Below are 21,896 nucleotides of genomic sequence, written 5' to 3' on the forward strand. Positions count from 1 at the left end.
TGACCCGGGTCACCGTGGGGCTTCGCGAGCGGGCGCGAGGCCGCTCAGGCCGCCGCGCGCACCTCGTACGTCGCGATGCGTACCGTCTCGTCGTCCAGGCACTCCCCTGACACGAGGTCGAAGCGCTGCTTGAGCAGCGGCGAGGCGACGAACGGGCGGCCCCGGTGGGTGCCGGTCAGGCCGCGGGAGAGGACCGCCGCGCCGCCGAACGGGTCGCGGTTGTCGACGGCGTACAGCTCGCCCGCGCGGTCGCGGAAGAGGGCGACCTGGCGGCCGTCGGGCAGCAGCGCGGCCACGCCGCGGCCCGGGGTCAGCGCGGTCAGGTCGCAGACGGTGAACCAGTCCTCGTCCAGCAGGAGTTGGATCTTCAGGTCGGTCGTCTCGGGTGCCAGGGTCATCGCTGGGCGCTCCCTTCCAGGGGACGGTGGCCGATGGTCAGCAGCGGCAGGTCGGGCTTGATCTGGTCGCGCTCGGGGACGAAGCCGACGACCGGGTCGGGGGTGTCCGGCGCGTTGACGAAGGACACGAACCGGGCGAGCTTCTCGGGGTCGTTGATGGTGGTGGCCCACTCGTCGGCGTAGTGCGCCACGTGGTCCGCCATCAGGGACTCCAGCTCCTCGCAGATGCCGAGGGAGTCCTCCACGACCACGTCACGGACGTGGTCCAGGCCGCCGGGGATCCGCTCCAGCCAGGTGGAGGTGCGCTCCAGTCGGTCCGCGGTGCGGATGTAGAACATCAGGAAGCGGTCGATCAGACGGATCAGCTCGGCGTCGGAGAGGTCCTGGGCGAGCAGGTCCGCGTGGCGCGGGGTGGCGCCGCCGTTGCCGCCGACGTACAGGTTCCAGCCGTTGGAGGTGGCGATGACGCCGAAGTCCTTCGACTGGGCCTCCGCGCACTCGCGGGCGCACCCCGAGACGGCGGACTTGAGCTTGTGGGGGGACCTGAGCCCCCGGTAGCGCAGCTCCAGGTCGATCGCCATGCGGACGGAGTCCTGGACGCCGTAGCGGCACCAGGTCTGGCCCACGCAGGACTTGACGGTCCGCAGCGACTTTCCGTAGGCGTGCCCGGACTCGAAGCCGGCGTCCACCAACCGGGTCCAGATCAGCGGGAGCTGTTCGACGCGGGCGCCGAACATGTCGATCCGCTGACCGCCGGTGATCTTCGTGTAGAGGCCGAAGTCGCGGGCGATCTCGCCGATCACGATCAGGCCCTCGGGGGTGATCTCACCGCCGGGGATGCGCGGGACGACGGAGTACGAGCCGTTCTTCTGGAGGTTGGCGAGGAAGTGGTCGTTGCTGTCCTGGAGCGCCGCCTGCTCGCCCTCCAGGACATAGCCGCTGGCGCCGATCGTGGGGGCCAGCGAGGCGATGATCGAGGCGATGGCCGGCTTGCAGATCTCGCAGCCGTCGCCGCCCCGGGCCTCCTCGCGGCCGTACCGGTCCAGCAGGCCCTGGTAGGTGTTGATGCGCAGGGCGAGGACGATCTCGTACAGCGCCTCGCGGGTCTGGGAGAAGCAGCCGCACAGGCCCTTGTCGACCTCGACGCCGGACGCCTCCAGCTCGGCGGTGACGAGCTGGCCGAGGACCTTGACGCAACTGCCGCAGCCGGTACCGGCCTTGGTGCACTTCTTGACCTCGGGCACGGTGGTGCAGGAGTGCTCGGTCACCGCGCCGCGGATCGCACCCTTGCTGACGTTGTGGCAGGAGCAGATGATCGCGTCGTCGGGGAGGGCGGACGGGCCGAGCTGGGCGCCGCCGCTCGCGCCGGCCGGCAGGACCAGCGACTCGGGGGAGACCGGCGGGACGGACCCGGTGAAGGCCTTCAGCGTGCCGTACGCCTCGGCGTCGCCGACCAGGATGCCGCCGAGCAGGGTGCCGTCGCGGCCGATGACCAGCTTCTTGTACAGGCCCGCGCGGGAGTCGGAGTAGACGACGTCGAGGCAGTCGGCGGTGGTGCCGTGCGCGTCGCCGAAGGAGGCCACGTCCACGCCGAGCAGCTTCAGCTTGGTGGACAGGTCGGCGCCGGTGAAGGCGGCCTCGTCGGCCGCGATGGTCGCCGCGGCCGTCTCGGCCTGCTCGTAACCCGGTGCGACCAGGCCGTAGACCCGGCCGTCCGACGCCAGCGCGCACTCGCCGATCGCGAACACGTGCGGGTCGTTCACCGTACGGCACTGCTCGTCGACCGCGATGCCGCCGCGCTCGCCGACGGTGAGGCCGCAGTCCCGGGCGAGCTGGTCCCGCGGCCGGACGCCGGCGCTGAACACCACCAGGTCGGTGGCGAGTTCGGAGCCGTCGGACAGCTTCATCCCGGTGACCGCGCCGGAGTCGTCGACGACGATCTCCTGCGTGCCCACGCCCGTGTGGACGCTCAGGCCCATCTCCTCGATGGTGCGCAGGAGCGCGGCGCCGCCGCCTTCGTCGACCTGGACGGGCATCAGCCGGGGCGCGAACTCCACGATGTGGGAGGTGAGTCCGAGGCCCTTGAGCGCGCCGGCCGCTTCCAGGCCGAGCAGACCGCCGCCGACCACGGCACCCGTCGTCGCGGTCTTGGCGTACTCCTCGATCGCGAGGAGGTCCTCGATGGTGCGGTAGACGAAGCAGCCGTCGGCGTCCTTGTTCGGGACCGGCGGCACGAAGGGGAACGAGCCGGTGGCGAGGACGAGGGTGTCGTAGGCGAAGACCTGACCGGACCTCGCGGTGACCTCGCGGGCCGTACGGTCGACCGTGACGGCCGGGTCGCCGACGTACAGCTCGATGCCGTGCGCCGCGATGAACTCCAGGTCCGTCATGGAGAGGTCCTCGGGGGTCTTGCCCGAGAAGTACGAGGTGAGCGCCACGCGGTCGTACGCGGGGCGGGGCTCCTCGCAGAGCACGACCACGCGGTGCGTGGCGGTCAGGCCGCGTTCGGCGAGCGCCTCGAGGAAGCGCTGGCCGACCATGCCGTGGCCGACGAGCACGATCGTGGGGGTGGCCCCCGGGGTGGCGGTCATCAGGAGCCTCCGTCGTTGGTGAGCAGGTGGAGCAGGGGGCCGCCGTCGGACGGGAGCGGCTCTGCTCCCTCCCAGGCGCGCGCCAGCGCGCCGACGGTGCCGAGTTCGCCGACGAGGACCCCGCCGACCAGGCGGTCGTCGCGGACGACGACCTTGCGGTAGGTCCCTCGGGTGGCGTCGGCGAGCTGGACGACGTCGTCGCCGGGGCGCGGCTCGGTCTCGCCGAACGCGGCGAGGTCGAGGACGCCGTTCCCGGAGAGGGTGAGCCGGGTGAGGGCGCGGGTGCCGCCGTAGCGGGCGGCCGGGTCGCCGGCGAGCGACTCGGCGAGGGCGTCGGCCTGTTCGAGCGCCGGGGCGGCGAGGCCGTACACGGTCCCGTCGTGCTGGGCGCAGTCGCCGATCGCGCGGATGTGCGGGTCGGAGGTGCGCAGCGTGTCGTCGACGAGGATGCCCTTGTGGACGGCGAGCCCCGCCTCCTTGGCGAGTCCGGCGCGCGGGGAGACCCCGCAGGCCAGTACCACCAGGTCGGCGTCGAGGGTGTAGCCGTCGGACATCTCGACGGAGCGGACCGCGCCGCCGACGCAGCGCACGTCGCGGACCCGGCACTCGGTGTGGATCTCGACGCCGAGGTCGGTGAGGTGCCGGCGCACCAGTTTCGAGGCGGCGGGGTCGAGCTGACGCTCCATGAGGCGCTCGGACTGCTGGGCGAGGACGACCTGGGCGCCGCGCGTCGCGAGGGCCCGGGCCGCGGAGACCCCGAGGAGCCCGCCGCCGATGACGACCGCCCGCACCCCCGGCCGTACGGCCTTCGACAGGCCCAGGCAGTCGTCCAGGGTGCGGAACGCGTGGACGCCCTCGGGGAGCACGTGGTCGGGGGTGAACAGACCGCGCAGGGGCGGCAGTACGGGGTTGGAGCCGGTGGCGAGGACCAGCGTGTCGTATGCGATCTCCGAGCCGTCCGCGCAGGTGACGGTGCGTCGGGTGCGGTCGATGCCGGTGACCTTGGCCCGGACCAGTCCGGCGGGCGCGGGCAGCGCGATCACCTCGGGGGCGTACCGGCCGGCCAGCACCTCGGCCAGCAGGACCCGGTTGTACGGGCGGTGCTCCTCGTCGCCGACGAGCAGCGCGGGCACGCCCAGCTCACCGAGCCGGCGGGCGAGTCGTACGCCCGCGAGGCCGGCGCCGATCACCACCACACGCGAATTCGAGGTCATGCCCTTGAGCGTGCGGTGCGGAGGTTACCCGGTCGCATCACGGTTGTTTCCCGCGAGGAACGCTGCCCTCAGCGGGGGCCGGGTGGGGGTGTGAGGGTTTCCGTGGGGTGCGTGGCCTGTGTATTCATACCGGCCGTAGGGTCATGACCCTGCCCGATATCCCCTCGCCGTGATCGCCCTGCTCTGCCTCGCCGCGCTCGCGGCCGGCTGGATCGACGCGGTGGTGGGCGGGGGGAGGGCTGCTGCTCCTGCCGGTGCCGCTGCTCGGTCTGCCCGCCGGGGCGCCGGCCGTGTCCGTGCTCGGCACCAACAAGGCGGTGGCGATCGTCGGCACCTCCGGCGCGGCGGATGGGGGCACCTCCCACGCCCTTCGGGCAGCGGGGGGACTCCGCCCGCCGGGCGCCGGTGGATGTGCGCACCGCCGTACGGATCGGCCTCGCGGCGCTCGCGGGGTCCTCGGCGGGGGCGTTCTTCGCGGCCGGGATGAGCACCGACGTGCTGAAGCCGCTGATCATGGTCGTGCACCGCCCCGGCCCCGGGCCCGCCACCCGCCGCCAGATCCTCACCGCGATCGGTCTCGCGGGCCTCGGCATCGGCTTCTACGACGGTCTGACCGGCCCCGGCACCGGTACGTTCCTGGTCCTCGCGCTCACCGCGACCCTCCACCTCGACCTGGTCACCGCCTCGGCCACCGCGAAGATCGTCAACTGCTGCACCGACGCGGGCGCCCTCGCCACCTTCGCCTGGCAGGGCAGCGTGCGGTGGCAGCTCGCCGCCCTGATGGCCCTGTGCAACCCCGCGGGCGGCACCCCGGGCGCCCGCACGGCCCTGAGGAAGGGCAGCGGGTTCGTCCGGGTGGTGCTGCTGACGGTGGTGTGCGCACTGGTGGGGAATCTGGCCTGGCAGCAGTGGGCCGCCTAGCCGCGGCTCCCCGTGAGATGGGCGAACACCACTACGTTCCCCTGGTAGCCGGTGGCCTTCGCGTAGGTGCCGCCGCAGGTGATCACCCGTAGCTCGGGGCGGGCGGCGGCGCCGTAGACCCTGGCGTCGGGGAAGCGGTGGGCGTCGTAGACCTCCACCGCGTCCACGGTGAAGACGGCGACCGTGCCGTCGAGGCGGTCCACCTCGACGGTGCTGTGCTTGCGCAGGGCGCCGAGGTCGTAGAAGACGGCGGGGCCGTCGGCGTTGTCGACATGGCCCGCGACGATCGCGGTGCCCCGTTCGCCGGGGGTGGTCCCGGCCTCGTACCAGCCGGCCAGGTTCTTGCGCCCGGCGGGCGGGGCGGCCAGGCTCCCGGCCGGGGTCAGGGGGAGGCCGGTCAGCGGGGCGTCGACGTGGAGGGCGGGGATACGGATCCGGGTGGGCGGGGACGGAGGCAGCGCCGGGGCGGAACGTATCGCCGTACCGCTGCCCGTGCCCCTGCCCGCGTCGCCGCCCGAGTGCGCCTGTGCGGCCGTGGGCTGGGGCGGGGCGTGTGTCCCGGCGCCGTTGTGCAGCAGCCACGCGCCCGCGCCCAGGGCGGTCACGGTGACGGCGGCTATGAGGGTGTTGCCGACCCTGCGCATCTCGACCCTTCTCCTCAAGGGGTTCCTGGCCCTGCGGGGCGCCCCGTGCCCCCCTCCGGGCCGCGAGGGGCGTCGGACCCGGAGGGGGAGGGGACATGCGGTACCGGTGGACGGACAGCGGAGGGTGTCCGTCAGATCCCGTCGCCTCTCGCCCGGCGATGCAGGAGCCAGGTACCGCCCGCGGCGGCGACGGCGAGTGCCGTCACGCCGGCCGCGGTCTGCACGGGGTCGGGGCCGAGTGCGCCGCCGACCCCCGTCTTCACACTTCCGTGCGGGGCCACCGGCCGCCGCGCCGAGGCCAGTGTCACCACCAGGTCCCCGGTGAGCCGCCGGCCGCCCCGCGCGCACTGCGCGACGATCTCGTACGTCCCGGGCTGCGCGCTCGGCGGCACCCGGAACTCCCCGGTCGCCTTGCCCCGCTGTGCGCCCGGCACAAGGGTGAACCGCCCGGCGCCCACCGCGCCCGCGTCGCCCGCCGCCGTCCCGTCCGCCCCGCACGCCGAGGTGTTCACCGTGACCGGGTCGCCGGGGACGACCCCGACGGGGTGGATCTCCAGGTTCGTGCCCGCGTCCCGCGCGCCGTACGCCGGAACGGCGATCCCGCCCGCGGCGGCGACGGCGAGCGCGGTGCCGGTCACCAGACGGGTGGTACGTCGCATCGGTGCTCCCTCGCAGCGCCTCGGATCGCGTCCCTGTCCTTCCGAGGTAAGTCCCCGCACGGCGGGCGCGCCCCCTGAAGGGGCGTCAGGAATGGGATGAACGGGTGTCGGGGCGCACCGGGAGCGGGTCGGGCGGGCGGCCGTTTCGGCAGGTCACCGGGGTGGGTGCGGCGGGTGGGAGGAGGGCGGCGGAAAAGGTGCCGCGAGGGGGTGTGAACGGGTGACCGGTCAGCGGCGGGCCGGCCAGTCGCCGCCCGCCAGACGTTCGCCCCGCGCCCGCAGCCGGGCGGCCACCGCCGGGGCCGCCACGTAGACCCAGGCCCGCACCGGGCCCTCGCCCGTCGTCACCTCGCGGACCACCCGTTCGTACAGGCTGCGCGGATCGCCCGGTGTGTACTCCTCCAGCCGGTCCAGTTCGGCGAGCAGCCGCTCGTAGGTCTCGGGGCGGGCGGTGACGAGGTCGCCGGTGACGGTCCCGCCGGGTTCCTCGACCGCGTAGGGGTAGCCGGGGCCGTCGTAGAGCACCGCGTCCGTCAGCCGGGCCGGTTGCTCGCGCAGGGTGCGGCCGCGCAGGAAGAGGCCGTGGTTGACCTCGCCGGGGCGCAGGGTGCCGTAGACGAAGAACGGCAGCTGGGGCCCGGTCGGGGCGGTCGGGTTGCGCACGGCGACGATTGTCTCCCGTGCGTGCCCCCTTCGTCGCCTTCTCACGGCTTCGGCGCGAAGGCGCTATGGACATGACTTGTCATGCCCCCTTAAATCTCAGGACGGCATCAGGCACAGCACAGCCTCAGGCACCGCTTTCAGGCACGACCTCAGGCACCGCTTTCAGGCACGACCTCAGGCACGACCTCAGGCACGACCTCAGGCACGACCTCAGGCACGCCCCTCAGGCACCACCTCTGCGCACCCCCACACGCGCCCCCACGGCGCCCTTCCGAGGAGACCGAGCAGACTGATGAGTCGGATACGGCAGCACGTCCGAGGTTCCCGTCTCGCCACCGCCGGCATCGCCGTCACCACGGCGACCCTGCTGGCCGCCGTACTCTCCCCGGCCGCCGACGCGGCCGGCAGGCCCACCCGCGCCACCGCGCTCGACCACGCCGCGGCCGCCCTCGCCGAGCACGCCGCGAGCCTGGGGCTGACCGCCACCCAGGACACCGCCGTCCGGGACGTCGTCATCGACAAGGACGGCACCCAGCACGTCCGCTACGACCGCACTTACCGCGAACTCCCCGTCCTGGGCGGTGACTTCGTCGTCCACTTGGCGCCCGACGGCACCTACCGCAGTGCGAACCGGGCGACACGGGCGGCGATCTCGCTGTCGACCATCACCCCGAAGCTCTCCGCGTCCAGGGCCGCCGACGCCGCCGTGAACGCCCTGCGCGCGGCCAACCTCGGCGAGACCCTCAAGCAGGTCAAGGCCAAGCCGCAGCTCGTCGTCGACGCCCTGCACGGCACCCCGAAGCTGGCCTGGCGCACCGACGCCGTCGGCCTGGACTCCCTCGGCAACCCCGTCGCCCGCACGGTGCTGACCGACGCGCGCACCGGCGCCCGGATCGACGCCTGGGACTCCATCGAGACGGTGACGGGCGACGGCCGGTCCCTGTACGGCGGCACGGTTCCGCTGGAGACGACGCTCTCGGGATCGACGTACCAGCTCAAGGACCCGAACCGCGGGAACACGTACACCGGTGACGCGGCGAACAAGACCGACCTGTGCATCTTCGGCATCTGCATCAGCCGTGCCCCGGCGACGCTGTTCACCGACACCGACAACCACTGGGGCACGGGCACCACGTCCGACCGCTCCACGGCCGCGGTCGACGCGCAGTACGGCACCAACGTGACCTGGGACTACTACAAGAACGTCCACGGCCGCAACGGCATCGGCAACGACGGCAAGGGCTCCTACAACCGCGTCCACTACGGCAACAGCTACAACAACGCCTTCTGGGACGACAGCTGCTTCTGCATGACCTACGGCGACGGCGACGGCACCCAGCTCGGCCCGCTGGTCGGGCTGGACGTGGCGGGCCACGAGATGTCCCACGGCGTGACGTCGAAGTCCGCCAACCTGACCTACTCCGGCGAGTCCGGCGGCCTGAACGAGGCCACCTCCGACATCTTCGGCAGCCTGGTCGAGTTCTACGCCAACAACTCCTCCGACGCCGGCGACTATCTGATCGGCGAGAAGATCGTCCGCTCCGGCTTCGGCCGGGACGCCCTGCGCTACATGGACAAGCCGAGCAAGGACGGCAGCTCCGCCGACTACTGGAGCAGCTCGGTCGGCAACCTCGACGTCCACTACTCCTCCGGCGTCGCCAACCACTTCGCCTATCTGCTGGCGGAGGGCAGCGGCTCCAAGACCATCAACGGCGTCACCTACAACTCCCCGACGTACAACGGCTCCACGGTCACCGGGATCGGCCGGGACAAGCTGGGCGCCATCTGGTACCGGGCGCTGACGGTCTACATGACCTCGTCCACGAACTACGCGGGCGCCCGGACGGCGACCCTCAACGCCGCCCGTGACCTCTACGGCTCCGGCAGCACGGAGTACAACGCGGTCGCCGCCGCCTGGACCGCGGTGAACGTGAACTGAGCACAGGGACACGGCCGTTCGGTCGGGTCCGGTGTGCGGGAGGCGCGTGCAGCGCGTGAAGAGGGCGTGAAAGCCACTCGCTTTCCCGCACACCGCCCGCCCGGTTAGGCTCCCTGCGCGCACGACCGGCGCGACCAGGGGGAACCGGGGGTAACAGGGACATGACCGAGGAAGCCGGAAGAGTCACGGCGGCTGAGCGGGGCCCGAACGCCTGGGTGCAGGTCATCTCGGCGTTCGTGGTGGTGGCGGCGCTGGCGGGGGGCCTGTGGAAGTACCAGAAGGACAACGGCACGCAGGGGAGCGGCGCCGCCGTGCCCGCCGGACCGATCTCCTGCTCGTCGGCGACGCCCACGGGGGTGCCGACGATGGTGCGGGCGGGCGTGAGGTACGTCTCCGCCAACCGGCTCTGCCAGGCGCTGAACCGCCCCGACCTGGCCGCACTGCTCGGCACCCCGGGGGAGCGGGCGCTGTCGTACGGCGGCGACGACGACTCCGTCACCCTGGGCGGCAGTGACGTCCCCGCCCCCGAGATGAACGTCACGCTGCCGACGTACTCCGTCCAGCTCTCGGCGTCCTTCGATCACTTCGCGGTCAAGGACATGGCCGACCTGCTGGGCGGCGACGCCCACGAGCGGACCTTCCTCGGGCGCCCGGCGGTGCTGTACTCGGACCGGACGTACGCCTTCTTCTTCGGTATCCGTCCCGCCGAGGGCAGTGCCTCCAGCGCGCCCAGCCACCCCACCCGCAGACTCGTCGTCGCCCGGGACCCGAAGGACGGCGGCGGCTCCTACGACATCGCCCTGTGGCGCCAGGACTCCGAGCGCCCGGACGACGCGGTGCTCCTCCGGCTCGCCGCGCGGATCCTGCCGACCCTTCCGGGGTGGGGCGGCTCCGGTTCCTGACGCACCCAGGCCGGGAGGGCCGGCACCCCGTGCGGGTGCCGGCCCTCCCGGTGGCGGTGCTCAGGCCGCCCCCTCCCGCTCCCGCGGCGCGGCCGCCCCCTCCCGCTCCCGCGGCGCGGGCGCCTCCGGCTGTTCCCGCTGTCCCCGCCCGGGGTCCCGCATCACCAGCGCCGCCAGGACCGCGGCCGCCAGGGCGCCGATCGCGCTGACCGTGAAGGTCGTGCTCATCGACGCGGTGAAGGCCTCACGGGCCGCGCGGACCAGCTCCGGGTCGCCGTTCGCCGTCGCCATGGCGCCGGCGATCGAGTGCCGGGCGGTCTCGGGGGTGCCGGCCGGCATCCGCTCGGTGTAGCCGCCGGCGAGGAGGGAGCCGAGGATCGCGATGCCGAGGGCGGTGCCGGCCTGCTGGACGGTGTCGTTCAGGGCCGAGCCGACGCCCGCCTTGTCCTCGGGGATGGTGCCCATCAGCGCGCCCACCGCGGCCGGCATCGCCATGCCCGCGCCGAAGCCGAGCAGGCCCAGGGCGACGGCGGGGACGGTGAAGCCCGAGCCGGCGTCGACCGTGGTCAGCAGGGCGAAGCAGGCGACCATCACCAGCAGGCCGGCGAGGACGACGAACCGGTTGCCGATCTTCACCGCCAGCTTCACGCCCAGTCCGTTGCCGACCAGCGCGGCGACGGCGAGGGGCAGGAAGGCGAGGCCCGCCCTGACGGGGGAGTAGCCGAGGACGAACTGCAGATACTGGGTGAGGACCAGCAGCAGGCCGCCGTTGCCGATCTGGACGAGCGCCAGCGACAGCGAACCGCCGCTGAAGTCGCGGTGCTTGAACAGGACCAGCGGGACCATGGGTGTCTTCGTGACGTTCTCCCAGATCACGAAGCCGGCCAGGGTGAGGACGGCCACGGCGAGGCTGAGGGCGGAGCGGCCGCCGAAGGCCCCGTGCTGCGGGATCTCGATGATCCACCAGACCAGTGAGGTCATCCCGGCCGCGGAGAGCACGGCACCCAGCGGGTCCGGCTTCTGCCACGGCGCCCGCGACTCCGGCATCAGGACCACACCGGCGACGAGGGCCAGGGCGACGACCGGGACGTTCAGGAAGAAGATCGAGTGCCAGGAGAAGTGGTCGATCAGGACGCCGCCCAGCACCGGACTGCCGACCAGACCGAGCATCGACACCGAACCCCAGGCCGCCATGGCCCTGCCCCGCTCCTCCTCGTCGAAGACGGTGATGAGGATCGAGAGCGTGGACGGCATGATCAGCGCGCCGCCCACCCCCATCGCGGTGCGGACGGCGATCACCTCGCCGGGGCTGGTGCCGACCGTCGCCGCCAGGGAGGCGGCCCCGAAGAGCACCAGGCCGATCAGCATCACCCGCCGACGGCCGAACCGGTCGCCGAGGCTGCCCGAGGTGAGCAGGAGGCCCGCGAAGACCAGGATGTAGGAGTCGAGGATCCACTGGGTGTCCTGGGCGCTCGCCCCGAGGTCCTCGGTCATCGAGGGCACCGCGACGGTCAGCGCCATGCTGTCGATCGTCAGGACCAGCGTGCTCAGGCACAGCACGACGAGGATCCACCAGCGGCGTGGATTGCGGCTTTCCATGGACGTCGGGTCCCTTCCCGTCGGAGATGCGTACAGCGTTCCGTGCGATGCGAACACTGTACGCACAGCGGAACGGTGTGCGCAATCCTTGAACTCTGTACGCTGGAGGCGCACGACGTACGCCAGCCGACCGACCCCGGAGGGGACCCATGGCCGCCGCCAGGACGAAGAACCCGAACCCCGTGCCCTCCGTCTGGACCCGGCACAAGCGTGAACCCGACCAGCCCTCGCTGAGCCGGGGCGCGATCGTCCGCGAGGCCGTCGCGATGCTGGACGCCGAGGGGATCGAGGCGCTGAGCATGCGCAAGCTCGGCGCCCGGCTGGGCGCGGGCGCGACCTCCCTGTACCGGCACGTGGCCACCAAGGACGAGCTGATGGAGCTGGCGGTGGACGAGGTCGCGGCCGAGGTGCACGTTCCGGCGATCGAGGGCGCCGACTGGCGTACGGCCGCCGCGGGGGCCGCCGCCTCCTTCCGGGCCACGGCCCTGCGGCACCCCTGGCTGTCCTCGGTCCTGGGGCAGGCGGGCCTCGCCTACCTCGGCCCCAACCTGATGACCTTCTCCGAGCGCCTCGCCGCCCTGTTCACGGCCGCCGGGTTCCCCGAGCCGGCCCGTGCGATCGACACCGTGCTGTCGTACGTCATCGGCATGAGCACCACCGAGGCCGCCTGGCTCACCACCGTCGCCCGGTCCGGCGAGAGCGAGGCCGACTTCATCGCCCGTCTGATGCCCGCCGCCCGCGAGGCCGCCGCGGGCCACGCCCACCTCGCCGACGGCTATGCGCAGGCCGCCGTCGCGACCGCCGACCCCGCCGCCCTGCGCGAGGAGAAGTTCCGCTACGGCCTGGAGACCGTCCTCGACGGCCTCGCCCTGCGGCTGCCGAAGTAGCCCGCGCTACGGGGTCGCGATCTCCACCCGCACCGCGCACACCTTGAACTCCGGCATGCGCGAGGTCGGGTCCAGCGCCGGGTTGGTCAGGGTGTTGGCGCGGCCCTCACCCGGCCAGTGGAACGGCATGAAGACCGTGTCCGGGCGGATCCCGGTGGTGATGCGGGCGGGGGCCACGGCCCGGCCGCGCCGGGACACCACGGCCACCGGATCGCCCTCGGCCGCCCCGAGCCGCGCCGCGAGCCGGGGGTGCAGCTCCACGAACGGACCGGGCGCGGCGGCGTTCAGCTCGTCGACCCGGCGGGTCTGCGCACCGGACTGGTACTGCGAGACGACCCGGCCGGTGGTGAGGAGCACCGGGTATTCCTCGTCCGGCTCCTCGGCGGCCGGCCGGTGCGAGACGGGCACGAACCGCGCCCGGCCGTCGGGGGTCGCGAAACGGTCGAGGAAGAGGCGGGGGGTGCCGGGGTGCACCGCGGACGTGGATGCCGCGGACGTGGATGCCGCGGACGTGGATGCCGGAGAAGCGGATGCCGGAGAAGCGGATGCCGGAGAAGCGGATGCCGGGGCCGGCGTCGGGCACGGCCAGAACACGCCGTTCTCCTCCGCCAGCCGCCGGTAGGTGATCCCGGAGTAGTCCGCGATGCCGCCCGCGCTGGCCCGGCGCAGCTCCTCGAAGACCTCCTCGGGGTCGGTCGGGAACCCCTTCTCCACGCCCAGCCGGGCCGCCAGCTCGTGCAGGACCTCCAGATCGCTGCGGACGCCGTCGGGCGGGGTGAGCGCCTGCCGGCGCAGCAGCACCCGGCCTTCGAGGCTGGTCGTCGTGCCCGTCTCCTCCGCCCACTGGGTGACCGGCAGGACCACGTCCGCGAGGGCCGCCGTCTCCGACAACACCACATCGCAGACGGCGAGGAAGTCGAGGGATCCGATCCGCTCCTCGACATGCGCGGCCCGCGGCGCCGACACGATCGGGTTCGACCCCATCAGCAGCAGGGACTTCACGTCCGTACCGAGCGCGTCCAGCAGTTCGTACGCGCTGCGTCCCGGTCCGGGCAGTGTGTCGGGGTCCACGCCCCACACCTCGGCCACGTGCCGCCGCGCCGCGGGATCGTCCAGCTTGCGGTAGCCGGGCAGCTGGTCGGCCTTCTGACCGTGCTCGCGTCCGCCCTGCCCGTTGCCCTGGCCGGTGAGGCAGCCGTAGCCGGACAGCGGCCGGCCCGCGCGGCCCGTGGCCAGGCAGAGGTTGATCCAGGCGCCGACCGTGTCGGTGCCCTTGGACTGCTGCTCGGGTCCGCGCGCGGTGAGCACCATCGCGTTCTCCGGCTCGCAGAACAGCCGTACGACCTCGCGGAGCTCGGGAACGGACACCCCCGTGATCCGCTCCACGTACTCCGGCCAGTGCGCCATGGCGGCGGCGCGGGCGTCCTCCCAGCCCGTGGTGCGCGCGGCGACGTACTCCTCGTCGACCCGCCCCTCGGCGACGACGAGGTGCAGCAGTCCGAGCGCCAGCGCGAGGTCGGTCCCGGGCCTCGGCGCCAGATGCAGGTCGGCCTGCTCGGCGGTCCTCGTACGGCGCGGGTCGACGACGATCAGCGTGCCGCCGTTCTCCCGCAGTTCGTGGAAGAAGCGCAGGGAGGGCGGCATGGTCTCGGCGAGGTTCGACCCGACGAGGATCACGCATCCCGTGCGCGGGATGTCCTCCATCGGGAACGGCAGCCCCCGGTCCAGGCCGAACGCCTTGATGCCGCCCGCCGCCGCCGACGACATGCAGAAGCGGCCGTTGTAGTCGATCTGCGAGGTGCCGAGCACGACGCGCGCGAACTTGCCGAGCGCGTAGGCCTTCTCGTTCGTCAGCCCGCCCCCGCCGAACACCCCGAGCGCGTCGGCGCCGTACGTGGACCGTACGCGGGTCAGCTCGCGGGCGATCCGGTCCAGCGCCTCCTCCCAGGAGGCCGGCACGAGCGCGTCCCCGGAGCGCACCAGCGGCGAGGTCAGCCGGACGCCCGGGGCCAGCACCGCCGGCGCGGTGCGGCCCTTGCCGCACAGCGCGCCCCGGTTCACCGGGAAGTCCGGGCGCTCGACCACCTCGACGCCCCCCGTGGGCAGGGGCGACAGGGCCATCCCGCACTGCAGGGCGCAGTACGGGCAGTGGGTGGGCGTCGAGGTGGTCCGCATGCGGTTCAGCGTGCTTCGCCCGTGTTACGCCCCGTGCGGTCTCCTGTTACGGCGGTGTGGTCGTGCCCTCCCCTGCACGGGGGCGGCGACGTGAGGGTTGCGCGAGGAGCGGGAGTGATGAGAGGCGCCTCATGTGACTCATTTCGTACCGTGGTTGGCCGGTCACACATGGTTGAGAGTTGAAGGGCCGCTACTAGAGTCGAGAACGCGCACGACCCCGCACGGCATCGCACGACCGCACGGCGTTCGAAACCCCGGGCATGCCGCCGCCCCGGACATGTCACCCGACACTCGAACCAGCCTGGAGGTCCTCCCGACATGCCTCTGCGCCACCTCACCCCCCATGACCAGTACCTCTTCCGCCGGTACGGCCGAGGTCCCGCCGTCCCCGTCCCGGATCCCCTGATCCACCGGGCCGTCGAACGGCAGGCCGCCGCCCGGCCCCACGCGATCGCCGCCGAACACCAGGGCGCGACCCTCACCTACGGCGAACTGGACCGTTACGCCGACGCCGTCGCCGCCCGGCTGGCCCGCGAGGGCGTCCGCCCCGGCGATCACGTCGGGCTCTTCGTCCGCCGCTCGATCCCCCTGCTCGTCGGCCTGCTCGGCATCCTGAAGGCGGGCGCGGCCTACGTCCCGCAGGACATCGGCCTCGCGCCGAGGGCCCAGCTCGACCATGTGGTGCGCACCGCCGCGACCGCCGTCGTCCTCACCCAGCGCGAGCACCTCGCGCGGGTACCGGCCGGCCCCCGGGTGATCGCCCTGGACGACCCCCTCGAACCGGCCCCGGCGCCCCGCCCCCGGATCGCCCCCGACGACGGCTGCTACGTCCTGTTCACCTCCGGCACCACCGGCCGCCCCAACGGCGTGCGGGTCACCCACCGCAACGTCGCCAACATCCTGCTCACCCAGCCCGGTGCCCTCGGCATCCGTCCCGGCGACCGGGTCGCCCAACTCCTCAACGTGGCCTTCGACATGGCCGCCTGGGAGATCCTCGGCTGTCTCGCGCACGGCGCCACCCTCGTCATCCGCGGCAAGGACATCGCGGCGGCCGCGCGCACCGCCACGGTGCTGATCGCCACCCCGACCGTGCTGTCCGGCATCGACCCGGCGGCCTGCCCCCGGGTGCGCGCGGTGGCCGTCGCCGGGGAGCCGTGCCCCCGCCCGCTCGCCGACGGCTGGGCCCGCCGCGCGGCCTTCTTCAACTGCTGCGGCCCCACCGAGACCACCATCGTCAACACGATGAGCCGTCACGACCCGGCCGACCCGCTCCTCACCATCGGCCGCCCCACGCCCAACAACACGGTCTACGTCCTCGACGCCGACCGTCGTCCGCTGCCCATCGGCGAGGTCGGCGAGATGTGGGCGGGCGGCGACTGCGTCTCGGCGGGGTACCTCGGCGACGAGGCGCTGAACGCCGAGCGGTACGCCCCCGACCCCTTCCTCGGCGGCGGCCGCCCGATGTTCCGCACCCGCGACCTGGGCCGCTGGACCCCCGACGGCCGGCTGGAACACCTCGGCCGCACCGACGACCAGGTCAAGGTGCGCGGCTTCCGGGTGGAGCTGGATTCGGTCTCCTCGGTCCTGGAGCGGCTCCCCGGCTGCACCCGGGCGGTGACCCTCCGGCGTGACGCCCGCAGCCTGGTCTCCTTCGTCTGCCCGGCGGACGTCGACCCGGAGGCGGCCCGCCGCGCCGTCGCCGACGCGCTGCCCTACTACTGCGTCCCTGTTGATGTCATGCCCCTGACATCATTGCCGGAGACCGACCGCGGCAAGATCGACAAACCGGCGCTGCTGCGGCTGGCGCGGGAGCGGACGGCGGTGTCCCCGGACCGGGTGGCGGTGACCCGGTGACGACCTCCCTGGACCGCACGTCCGTCGGACCGCCCCCGCTCCTGTCCGCGCCCCGCCGTCTGCTCAAACACCCCCGCCTGATGCACTACAACCGCCTCGCGGCACTGGTGCTCGCCGTCAACGCGGCCTACGTCTGGCTCCGTTGGCCCCTGCCGGACCGCTCCCTCGGCCACGCGGCCCTCGCGAACCTCGCCCTCGCCGTCCTCGTCCGCCAGCAGTACGTCGTCAACCTCCTCTTCCGGCTGGCGACCTCGGCCCCGACCCACTGGCCGCTGCGGCTGCGCTGGACGCTCGGCAAGGTCTACCACTTCGGCGGACTGCACGTGGGCGGGGCGCTGGCGGGGGCCGCCTGGTTCCTGGCGCTCACCCTGCGGACCCGCAACGGACCTCTGCTGGCGGTCGGCTGGACCCTGGTGGCCCTCCTCGCGCTGATCGTGACGACCGCCCTGCCGCCCTTCCGCTCGCGTCACCACGACACCTTCGAGAAGATCCACCGCTTCGGCGGCTGGACCGCCCTCGCCCTGTTCTGGACGCACACCCTGATGTCGGCCCCCGGCCCGGTGCCGGTGGCGGTGCTGGCGCTCGTCACCTTCAGCGTCGCGCTGCCCTGGCTGCGGCTGCGCAAGGTCGACGTGTACACCGAACGCCCCTCCCCGCACGTGGCGTTGGCCCGCTTCGACTACGGCGAGACCCCGTTCGCCGGCTCCTCCACCGCGATCAGCCGCAGCCCGCTCACGGAGTGGCACTCCTTCGCCAACGTCCCGGCCCCCGGCGAGTCCGGCTTCCGGCTCACCATCTCCCGGGCCGGCGACTGGACCGGCTCCTTCATCGACGACCTGCCCGCGAAGGTCTGGACGAAGGGCATCACCACGGCCGGCGTCGCCAACATCGAGGTCCTCTTCCGCAAGGTGGTGTACGTGGCGACCGGCAGCGGCATCGGCCCCTGCCTGCCCCATCTGCTCGCCGCCGAGGTCCCCTCCCGACTGGTCTGGGCGACCCGCGACCCCCGGACGACCTACGGCGACGCCCTCGTCGACGAGATCCTCGCCGTCCAGCCGCACGCCGTCGTCTGGGACACCTCCCGCGACGGCAAGCCCGACATGGTGGCCCTCGCGTACGCCGCCTACCGGGACTTCGGGGCGGAGGCGGTGATCTGCATCTCCAACAAGAAGCTGACCTGGCAGGTCGTGCACGGGCTGGAACGGCGCGGGATTCCGGCCTACGGCGCGATCTGGGACTCGTGAGAGGAGCGGCGGGGATGACGAACCTGAAGCTGGACCGCGAGGGCGCGGTGGTGACCGTGACACTGCACCGCCCGCATGTCCGCAACGCCCTGGACTCGGCACTGCTGGCCGAACTCATGGACGCCCTGAGGCCGTTGGAGGCGGACCCCACCGTCGGCTGTGTGGTCCTCACCGGCTCCGAGCGGGTGTTCGCCGCGGGCGCCGACATCAGGGAGATGGCGGACCGGACGGCCGTCGAGATGAGGGACGCGGACTGGTTCGGCGGCTGGGAGGAGTTCGCCGACCTGCGCGTCCCGAAGATCGCGGCGGTGGGCGGCTACGCCCTGGGCGGCGGCTGCGAGCTGGCGATGATGTGCGACCTGGTGATCGCGGGGGAGTCCGCGGTGTTCGGCCAGCCGGAGATCACGCTCGGGGTGATCCCCGGCATCGGCGGCACGCAGCGGCTGACCCGCCTGGTCGGCCGCGCCAAGGCGATGGACCTGGTCCTGACCGGCCGCACCATGGACGCCGCCGAGGCCGAACGCGCGGGTCTGGTCTCCCGCGTCGTCCCGGACGGGCGGGTCCTGCCCGAGGCCCTTCGGGCGGCGGCGACGATCGCCTCGTACGGCCGTCTCGCGGTCCGCGCGGCCCGGGAGTGCGTGGACCGGGCCCTGGAGACCGGCCTGCGTGACGGCATCCGCCACGAACGGCGCGTCTTCCACGCCCTGTTCGCGACACAGGACCAGAAGGAGGGAATGACGGCGTTCCTGGAGAAGCGCCCGCCGGTGTTCCGGGGCCACTGACGACCGGGGGCGGGAGCGGCGGCCTCCTCTCCCGCCCCCGGTCACTTCCGTGCCGCCAGCGCCCGCGCCACACCCTTCTCCTTCGGGCCGAGGAACCGCGGATCCGGCTCGAACACCGCGTCCAGGGCCGCCTTGCCCGCCGCGAAGATCTCCCGGGTGCCCCCGTAGTACCAGGTCACGTCGTGCTTGGCGTCGACGCCGACGCCGTAGGAGTCCACGCCCGCCGCCTCGCACAGGGCGACCGCCCGCCGGATGTGGAAGCCCTGGCTGATCAGCACCGCCCGGTCCACGCCGAAGATCTTCCTGGCGCGCACACAGGAGTCCCAGGTGTCGAAGCCGGCGTAGTCACTGACGATCCGCCCGTCCGGCACCCCGTGCCCGGTCAGATAGGCGCGCATGGCGTCCGGCTCGTCGTAGTCCTCGCGGCTGTTGTCGCCGGTGACGAGGACGACCTCGATCCGGCCCTCCCGGTACAGCTTCGCCGCCGCGTCGAGCCGGTGCGCCAGATACGGCGACGGCTCGCCGTCCCACAGCCCAGCCCCGAAGACCACGGCGACCTCCCGGCGCGGCGCCCCCGCCGTCGTACCGATCCGGTCGCCCGTGGACACGAACAGCCAGGTGGCCGGCAGCAGCGCGAGCACACACCCGGCCATCACCGTCTGCACCAGCCGGCGCCGCCCGGCACGGGTGCGCGGCAGCCGCGGTCGACGGATCTTCATGAGGTGCCCCCTGCGTGCATCTGGGTCGAAATCCCGTTCGACCCGGAAAGACGCAGCGTACGGTGATCCGGTTCGCCAGCTCACCGGGGGCCGGTGCCGGGGCCCGCTTTCGGGGACCGCGCCGGGGACCCGTCGGGCCCGGACCTCACAGCGACCCGGGGCCCGCCGTGAACGCCCGGAAAATACTCGTGACGGTCAGGCAACGGGGGTGCAACCTCGCCCGGCGACGATCGGGGCATGAGCCAGCCAAGCCTCGTCCAGCTCGACGCCCGTCGGCGCCCGGCCCCGCCCGCGCTGGTGGTCGTCGCCCACGGCAGCCGGGACCCGCGCGCCCTGAGCACCGTACGCACCCTGCTCGACCGGGTCCGCGACCGGCGCCCCGGCCTCCCGGTGCACCTCGGCCACATCGAGCTGAACGAGCCCCTGCTCACCGACACGCTGGCCGCCCTGGACGCCCGCGGCACCACGGACGCCGTCCTGGTCCCCCTCCTCCTCGCCCGCGGCTACCACGTCAAGCGCGACATCCCGGAGATGGCGGCGACGGCCCGGGTACGCACGCGCGTGGCGACCCCGCTCGGCCCGCACCCCCTCCTGGTCGACACCCTGCACACCCGCCTCCTGGAGGCGGGCTGGCCCCCGGCGATGACGGCCGAGGACCGCCGCACCAGCGCCGTGGTCCTCGCGGCGGCGGGCTCCCGCGACCCCGACTCGGCGACGGACACCCGCCGTACCGCCCACCTGCTGGCCGAGCGCCTGGGCGTCCCGGTGGTCCCGGCGTACGCGTCGACGGCGACCCCCACGGTGGAGACGGCCCTGCGCGCGCTGGCGGCGAGGGGCCGGGACCGGGTGGCGGTGGCCTCGTACTTCACCGCGCCGGGCCGCTTCGCCAGGGAGTGCGCCGAGCAGGCTCCCTGGATCGCCTCGGCCCCCCTGGGCACCCACCCCGCGATGGCCGACCTGCTGCTCCACCGCTACGACCGGGCGCTGGAGACGGGCGGCAGCAGCAACGCCGCCTGACGCCTCGTGCCCCCGGCCGCTGTCCGCCGTCCCCGTCCTACCGGGTGACGGGCTGAGCGCGAACTCCGGGGCGGAAGCGTCGCTCAGGGGCGGGAAGACGACGCCGGGGGGGGCGTAGCGCGCGGCGGTCTCGCCCAGCGGGTGGACGCAGCGCCCGGAGGCGACCAGCGAGAGGATCTCGTGGAAGGTCCGCGCGACGGCCAGTCCGGACCGGTCCTGGTGAACGCGGTCCACCTCGTGCTCGCCGCCTTCATCGCGTGGGGCCGCTTCGGCCCCTGGTCCTTCGGCGGCTGACGGCGGTCGAAGGGCGCGGTCTTCCGGGCCGTCCCCGTGGGCGCACAGAACCCGGTACCCCGGTAGCCACCCAATTGTCACTACCGCCGCTTACTGTCGAAACATGCCCTATGACCTGCCGTCAGCCGAACGCTTTGCCCCCGAACCGGACAAGCGCCCCGGTCGCACCGCCTTCCAGCGCGACCGCGCACGCATCCTGCACTCCTCGGCGCTGAGAAGGCTCGCGGGAAAGACCCAGGTCGTCACCCCGGGGGAGCACAGCCAGGAGTGGGACGCCACCCCCCGCACCCGCCTCACCCACTCCCTGGAGTGCGCCCAGGTCGGCCGCGAGCTGGGCGCCGCCCTCGGCTGCGATCCCGACCTCGTCGAAGCGGCCTGCCTCGCGCACGACCTGGGCCACCCCCCGTTCGGCCACAACGGCGAACAGGCACTCAACGACTTCGCCCAGGACTGCGGCGGCTTCGAGGGCAACGCCCAGTCGCTGCGCCTGCTCACCCGCATCGAACCCAAGCGCTTCACCGCCGAGGGCTCCGTCGGCCTCAACCTCACCCGCGCCACCCTCGACGCCGCCACCAAGTACCCCTGGCCGAGGGGCGACCACCCCACGGACCCGGCGTCCCCCAAGTTCGGCGTCTACGAGGACGACCGACCCGTCTTCGACTGGGCCCGCAAGGAGGCCCCCGGCACCCGCACCTGCTTCGAGGCGCAGATCATGGACTGGTCCGACGACGTGGCCTACTCGGTGCACGACGTGGAGGACGGTCTGCACGCCGGCCACATCGACCCCGGCCGGCTGCGCGCCGAGCCGGAGCGCGCCGAGGTCTTCCGGGTCGCCGTCGGCCGTTACGTCCCCGCGGACACCGACCCGGCCGAACTGGCCGCCGCCCTCGACCGCCTCCAGGGCCAGGAGTGGTGGCCGCACGGCTACGACGGCTCGGCGGTCGCCCAGGCCCGCCTCAAGGACGCCACCAGCCAGCTCATCGGCCGCTTCTGCCTCGCCGCGGAGGGCGCCACCCGCGAGAGGTACGGCTCCGGGCCCCTCACCCGCTACGGTGCCGCACTCGTCGTACCGTACGAGACGCGCCTGGAGTGCGCGGTCCTCAAGGCCGTCGCCGACCGGTACGTCATGCAGCGCGCCGAGCAGGAGCGGCTCCGCGCCGACCAGCGCATCGTGATCACCGAGCTGGCCGAGGCGCTCACCGCCCGCGCGCCCGAGGGACTCGACCCCCAGTTCCGCGCCCTGTTCGCACAGGCCCCCGACGACCGCGCCCGCAAACGCGTGATCGTCGACCAGATCGCCTCCCTCACCGACGCCGCCGCCCGCTCGCTCCACTCCCGTCTGACCGGGCACCCGTGACACCAGGGGCACGAGTGAACGCAAGTGCACCCAAACG

Annotated in this window: 17 protein-coding genes and 1 pseudogene; 9 read left to right on the top strand and 9 right to left on the bottom strand. The window is 73.3% G+C overall.

The genetic code is table 11. The features are described from left to right. Positions 1–44 precede the first annotated feature (44 nt). From nirD to AQJ64_RS33945, 3 genes are read right to left on the bottom strand one after another with little or no spacing between them, the layout of a single operon-like run. Positions 45–398 (bottom strand): nitrite reductase small subunit NirD, encoded by a 354-nt coding sequence (gene nirD, locus AQJ64_RS33935; protein ID WP_055636628.1) that lies wholly within the window; start codon positions 396–398, stop codon positions 45–47. Further along, a complete protein-coding gene (gene nirB / locus AQJ64_RS33940) occupies positions 395–2,989 on the bottom strand; it encodes a nitrite reductase large subunit NirB (protein WP_055636629.1) in 2,595 nt (864 codons plus the stop codon). Before nirB ends, nirD begins: the two co-directional genes overlap by 4 nt. Beyond that, positions 2,989–4,203 carry an NAD(P)/FAD-dependent oxidoreductase gene (locus AQJ64_RS33945; protein ID WP_055636630.1) on the bottom strand — a complete coding sequence of 405 codons (1,215 nt, stop codon included), beginning with the start codon at positions 4,201–4,203 and terminating at the stop codon, positions 2,989–2,991. The genes nirB and AQJ64_RS33945 overlap by 1 nt, the downstream gene beginning before the upstream one ends. Before the next feature lie 149 nt (positions 4,204–4,352). Between AQJ64_RS33945 and AQJ64_RS33950 the strand changes: the two are divergent. Beyond that, positions 4,353–5,124, top strand: a pseudogene (locus tag AQJ64_RS33950) (sulfite exporter TauE/SafE family protein). On the opposite strand, the gene AQJ64_RS33955 reads toward AQJ64_RS33950, so the two are convergent. From AQJ64_RS33955 to AQJ64_RS33965, 3 genes are all read right to left on the bottom strand, one after another. Beyond that, positions 5,121–5,768 carry a class F sortase gene (locus AQJ64_RS33955; RefSeq protein ID WP_059203258.1) on the bottom strand — a complete coding sequence of 216 codons (648 nt, stop codon included), beginning with the start codon at positions 5,766–5,768 and terminating at the stop codon, positions 5,121–5,123. The pseudogene AQJ64_RS33950 and the gene AQJ64_RS33955 sit on opposite strands and share 4 nt — an antisense overlap. Positions 5,769–5,899: 131 nt before the next feature. Further along, positions 5,900–6,427 carry a hypothetical protein gene (locus tag AQJ64_RS33960; RefSeq protein ID WP_059203259.1) on the bottom strand — a complete coding sequence of 176 codons (528 nt, stop codon included), beginning with the start codon at positions 6,425–6,427 and terminating at the stop codon, positions 5,900–5,902. A 228-nt stretch (positions 6,428–6,655) separates the two neighbouring features. After that, complete coding sequence (locus AQJ64_RS33965) at positions 6,656–7,090, bottom strand: gamma-glutamylcyclotransferase family protein (protein WP_244902703.1); 435 nt, start codon at positions 7,088–7,090, stop codon at positions 6,656–6,658. 292 nt (positions 7,091–7,382) lie between these two features. On the opposite strand from AQJ64_RS33965, the gene AQJ64_RS33970 reads away from it, so the two are divergent. Both AQJ64_RS33970 and AQJ64_RS48475 read left to right on the top strand, forming a co-directional pair. Continuing rightward, positions 7,383–9,029: a M4 family metallopeptidase gene (locus tag AQJ64_RS33970; protein ID WP_055638416.1), complete on the top strand. Its 1,647-nt coding sequence runs from the start codon at positions 7,383–7,385 to the stop codon at positions 9,027–9,029. A 161-nt stretch (positions 9,030–9,190) separates the two neighbouring features. After that, positions 9,191–9,931, top strand: coding sequence for a DUF6215 domain-containing protein (locus tag AQJ64_RS48475; RefSeq protein ID WP_055638417.1), 741 nt, complete (start codon positions 9,191–9,193; stop codon positions 9,929–9,931). Between the two features lie 60 nt (positions 9,932–9,991). On the opposite strand, the gene AQJ64_RS33980 is transcribed toward AQJ64_RS48475, so the two are convergent. Continuing rightward, complete coding sequence (locus tag AQJ64_RS33980) at positions 9,992–11,530, bottom strand: MFS transporter (RefSeq protein ID WP_059203260.1); 1,539 nt, start codon at positions 11,528–11,530, stop codon at positions 9,992–9,994. A 149-nt stretch (positions 11,531–11,679) separates the two neighbouring features. Here AQJ64_RS33980 and AQJ64_RS33985 point away from each other — a divergent pair, with 149 nt between their 5' ends. Next, positions 11,680–12,417, top strand: a complete 738-nt coding sequence (locus AQJ64_RS33985; protein WP_055638312.1) for a TetR/AcrR family transcriptional regulator C-terminal domain-containing protein — start codon at positions 11,680–11,682, stop codon at positions 12,415–12,417. 6 nt (positions 12,418–12,423) lie between these two features. Here the strand turns inward: AQJ64_RS33985 and AQJ64_RS33990 are convergent, their stop codons facing one another. Further along, on the bottom strand, positions 12,424–14,592 hold the full coding sequence (locus AQJ64_RS33990; protein ID WP_055638313.1) for a molybdopterin oxidoreductase family protein: 2,169 nt from the start codon (positions 14,590–14,592) through the stop codon (positions 12,424–12,426). A gap of 318 nt (positions 14,593–14,910) precedes the next feature. On the opposite strand from AQJ64_RS33990, the gene AQJ64_RS33995 reads away from it, so the two are divergent. Genes AQJ64_RS33995 through AQJ64_RS34005 form a run of 3 tightly spaced genes read left to right on the top strand, consistent with a single transcriptional unit; the run spans position 14,911 to position 18,472 of the window. After that, positions 14,911–16,446, top strand: a complete 1,536-nt coding sequence (locus AQJ64_RS33995; protein ID WP_059203261.1) for an amino acid adenylation domain-containing protein — start codon at positions 14,911–14,913, stop codon at positions 16,444–16,446. After that, entirely contained in the window at positions 16,443–17,690 is a 1,248-nt protein-coding gene (locus AQJ64_RS34000) for a ferredoxin reductase domain-containing protein (RefSeq protein WP_055638656.1), read from the top strand. The genes AQJ64_RS33995 and AQJ64_RS34000 overlap by 4 nt, the downstream gene beginning before the upstream one ends. A 14-nt stretch (positions 17,691–17,704) precedes the next feature. Then, entirely contained in the window at positions 17,705–18,472 is a 768-nt protein-coding gene (locus AQJ64_RS34005; RefSeq protein WP_055638655.1) for an enoyl-CoA hydratase-related protein, read from the top strand. Between the two features lie 41 nt (positions 18,473–18,513). Here the strand turns inward: AQJ64_RS34005 and AQJ64_RS34010 are convergent, their stop codons facing one another. Further along, the gene (locus AQJ64_RS34010) at positions 18,514–19,191 is read right to left on the bottom strand and encodes a SanA/YdcF family protein (protein ID WP_055638654.1); all 678 of its coding nucleotides are present in this window, start codon (positions 19,189–19,191) and stop codon (positions 18,514–18,516) included. 237 nt (positions 19,192–19,428) lie between these two features. On the opposite strand from AQJ64_RS34010, the gene AQJ64_RS34015 reads away from it, so the two are divergent. Together AQJ64_RS34015 and AQJ64_RS34020 are read left to right on the top strand one after the other, a co-directional pair. Continuing rightward, positions 19,429–20,208 carry a sirohydrochlorin chelatase gene (locus tag AQJ64_RS34015; RefSeq protein WP_055638653.1) on the top strand — a complete coding sequence of 260 codons (780 nt, stop codon included), beginning with the start codon at positions 19,429–19,431 and terminating at the stop codon, positions 20,206–20,208. 397 nt (positions 20,209–20,605) lie between these two features. Next, positions 20,606–21,859, top strand: coding sequence for a deoxyguanosinetriphosphate triphosphohydrolase (locus AQJ64_RS34020; protein ID WP_055638652.1), 1,254 nt, complete (start codon positions 20,606–20,608; stop codon positions 21,857–21,859). The last annotated feature ends 37 nt before the right edge of the window (positions 21,860–21,896 follow it).

The sequence above is a fragment of the Streptomyces griseoruber genome, assembly GCF_001514205.1.
GTDB classification, from domain to species: Bacteria; Actinomycetota; Actinomycetes; order Streptomycetales; family Streptomycetaceae; genus Streptomyces; species Streptomyces griseoruber.

Excerpts from the sequence above, each read along its gene's own strand:
- nirD (WP_055636628.1), bottom strand. The coding sequence starts at position 398 with ATGACCCTGGCACCCGAGACGACCGACCTGAAGATCCAACTCCTGCTG.
- nirB (WP_055636629.1), bottom strand. The coding sequence starts at position 2,989 with ATGACCGCCACCCCGGGGGCCACCCCCACGATCGTGCTCGTCGGCCAC.
- AQJ64_RS33945 (WP_055636630.1), bottom strand. The coding sequence starts at position 4,203 with ATGACCTCGAATTCGCGTGTGGTGGTGATCGGCGCCGGCCTCGCGGGC.
- AQJ64_RS33955 (WP_059203258.1), bottom strand. The coding sequence starts at position 5,768 with ATGCGCAGGGTCGGCAACACCCTCATAGCCGCCGTCACCGTGACCGCC.
- AQJ64_RS33960 (WP_059203259.1), bottom strand. The coding sequence starts at position 6,427 with ATGCGACGTACCACCCGTCTGGTGACCGGCACCGCGCTCGCCGTCGCC.
- AQJ64_RS33970 (WP_055638416.1), top strand. The coding sequence starts at position 7,383 with ATGAGTCGGATACGGCAGCACGTCCGAGGTTCCCGTCTCGCCACCGCC.
- AQJ64_RS48475 (WP_055638417.1), top strand. The coding sequence starts at position 9,191 with ATGACCGAGGAAGCCGGAAGAGTCACGGCGGCTGAGCGGGGCCCGAAC.
- AQJ64_RS33980 (WP_059203260.1), bottom strand. The coding sequence starts at position 11,530 with ATGGAAAGCCGCAATCCACGCCGCTGGTGGATCCTCGTCGTGCTGTGC.
- AQJ64_RS33985 (WP_055638312.1), top strand. The coding sequence starts at position 11,680 with ATGGCCGCCGCCAGGACGAAGAACCCGAACCCCGTGCCCTCCGTCTGG.
- AQJ64_RS33990 (WP_055638313.1), bottom strand. The coding sequence starts at position 14,592 with ATGCGGACCACCTCGACGCCCACCCACTGCCCGTACTGCGCCCTGCAG.
- AQJ64_RS33995 (WP_059203261.1), top strand. The coding sequence starts at position 14,911 with ATGCCTCTGCGCCACCTCACCCCCCATGACCAGTACCTCTTCCGCCGG.
- AQJ64_RS34005 (WP_055638655.1), top strand. The coding sequence starts at position 17,705 with ATGACGAACCTGAAGCTGGACCGCGAGGGCGCGGTGGTGACCGTGACA.
- AQJ64_RS34010 (WP_055638654.1), bottom strand. The coding sequence starts at position 19,191 with ATGAAGATCCGTCGACCGCGGCTGCCGCGCACCCGTGCCGGGCGGCGC.
- AQJ64_RS34015 (WP_055638653.1), top strand. The coding sequence starts at position 19,429 with ATGAGCCAGCCAAGCCTCGTCCAGCTCGACGCCCGTCGGCGCCCGGCC.
- AQJ64_RS34020 (WP_055638652.1), top strand. The coding sequence starts at position 20,606 with ATGCCCTATGACCTGCCGTCAGCCGAACGCTTTGCCCCCGAACCGGAC.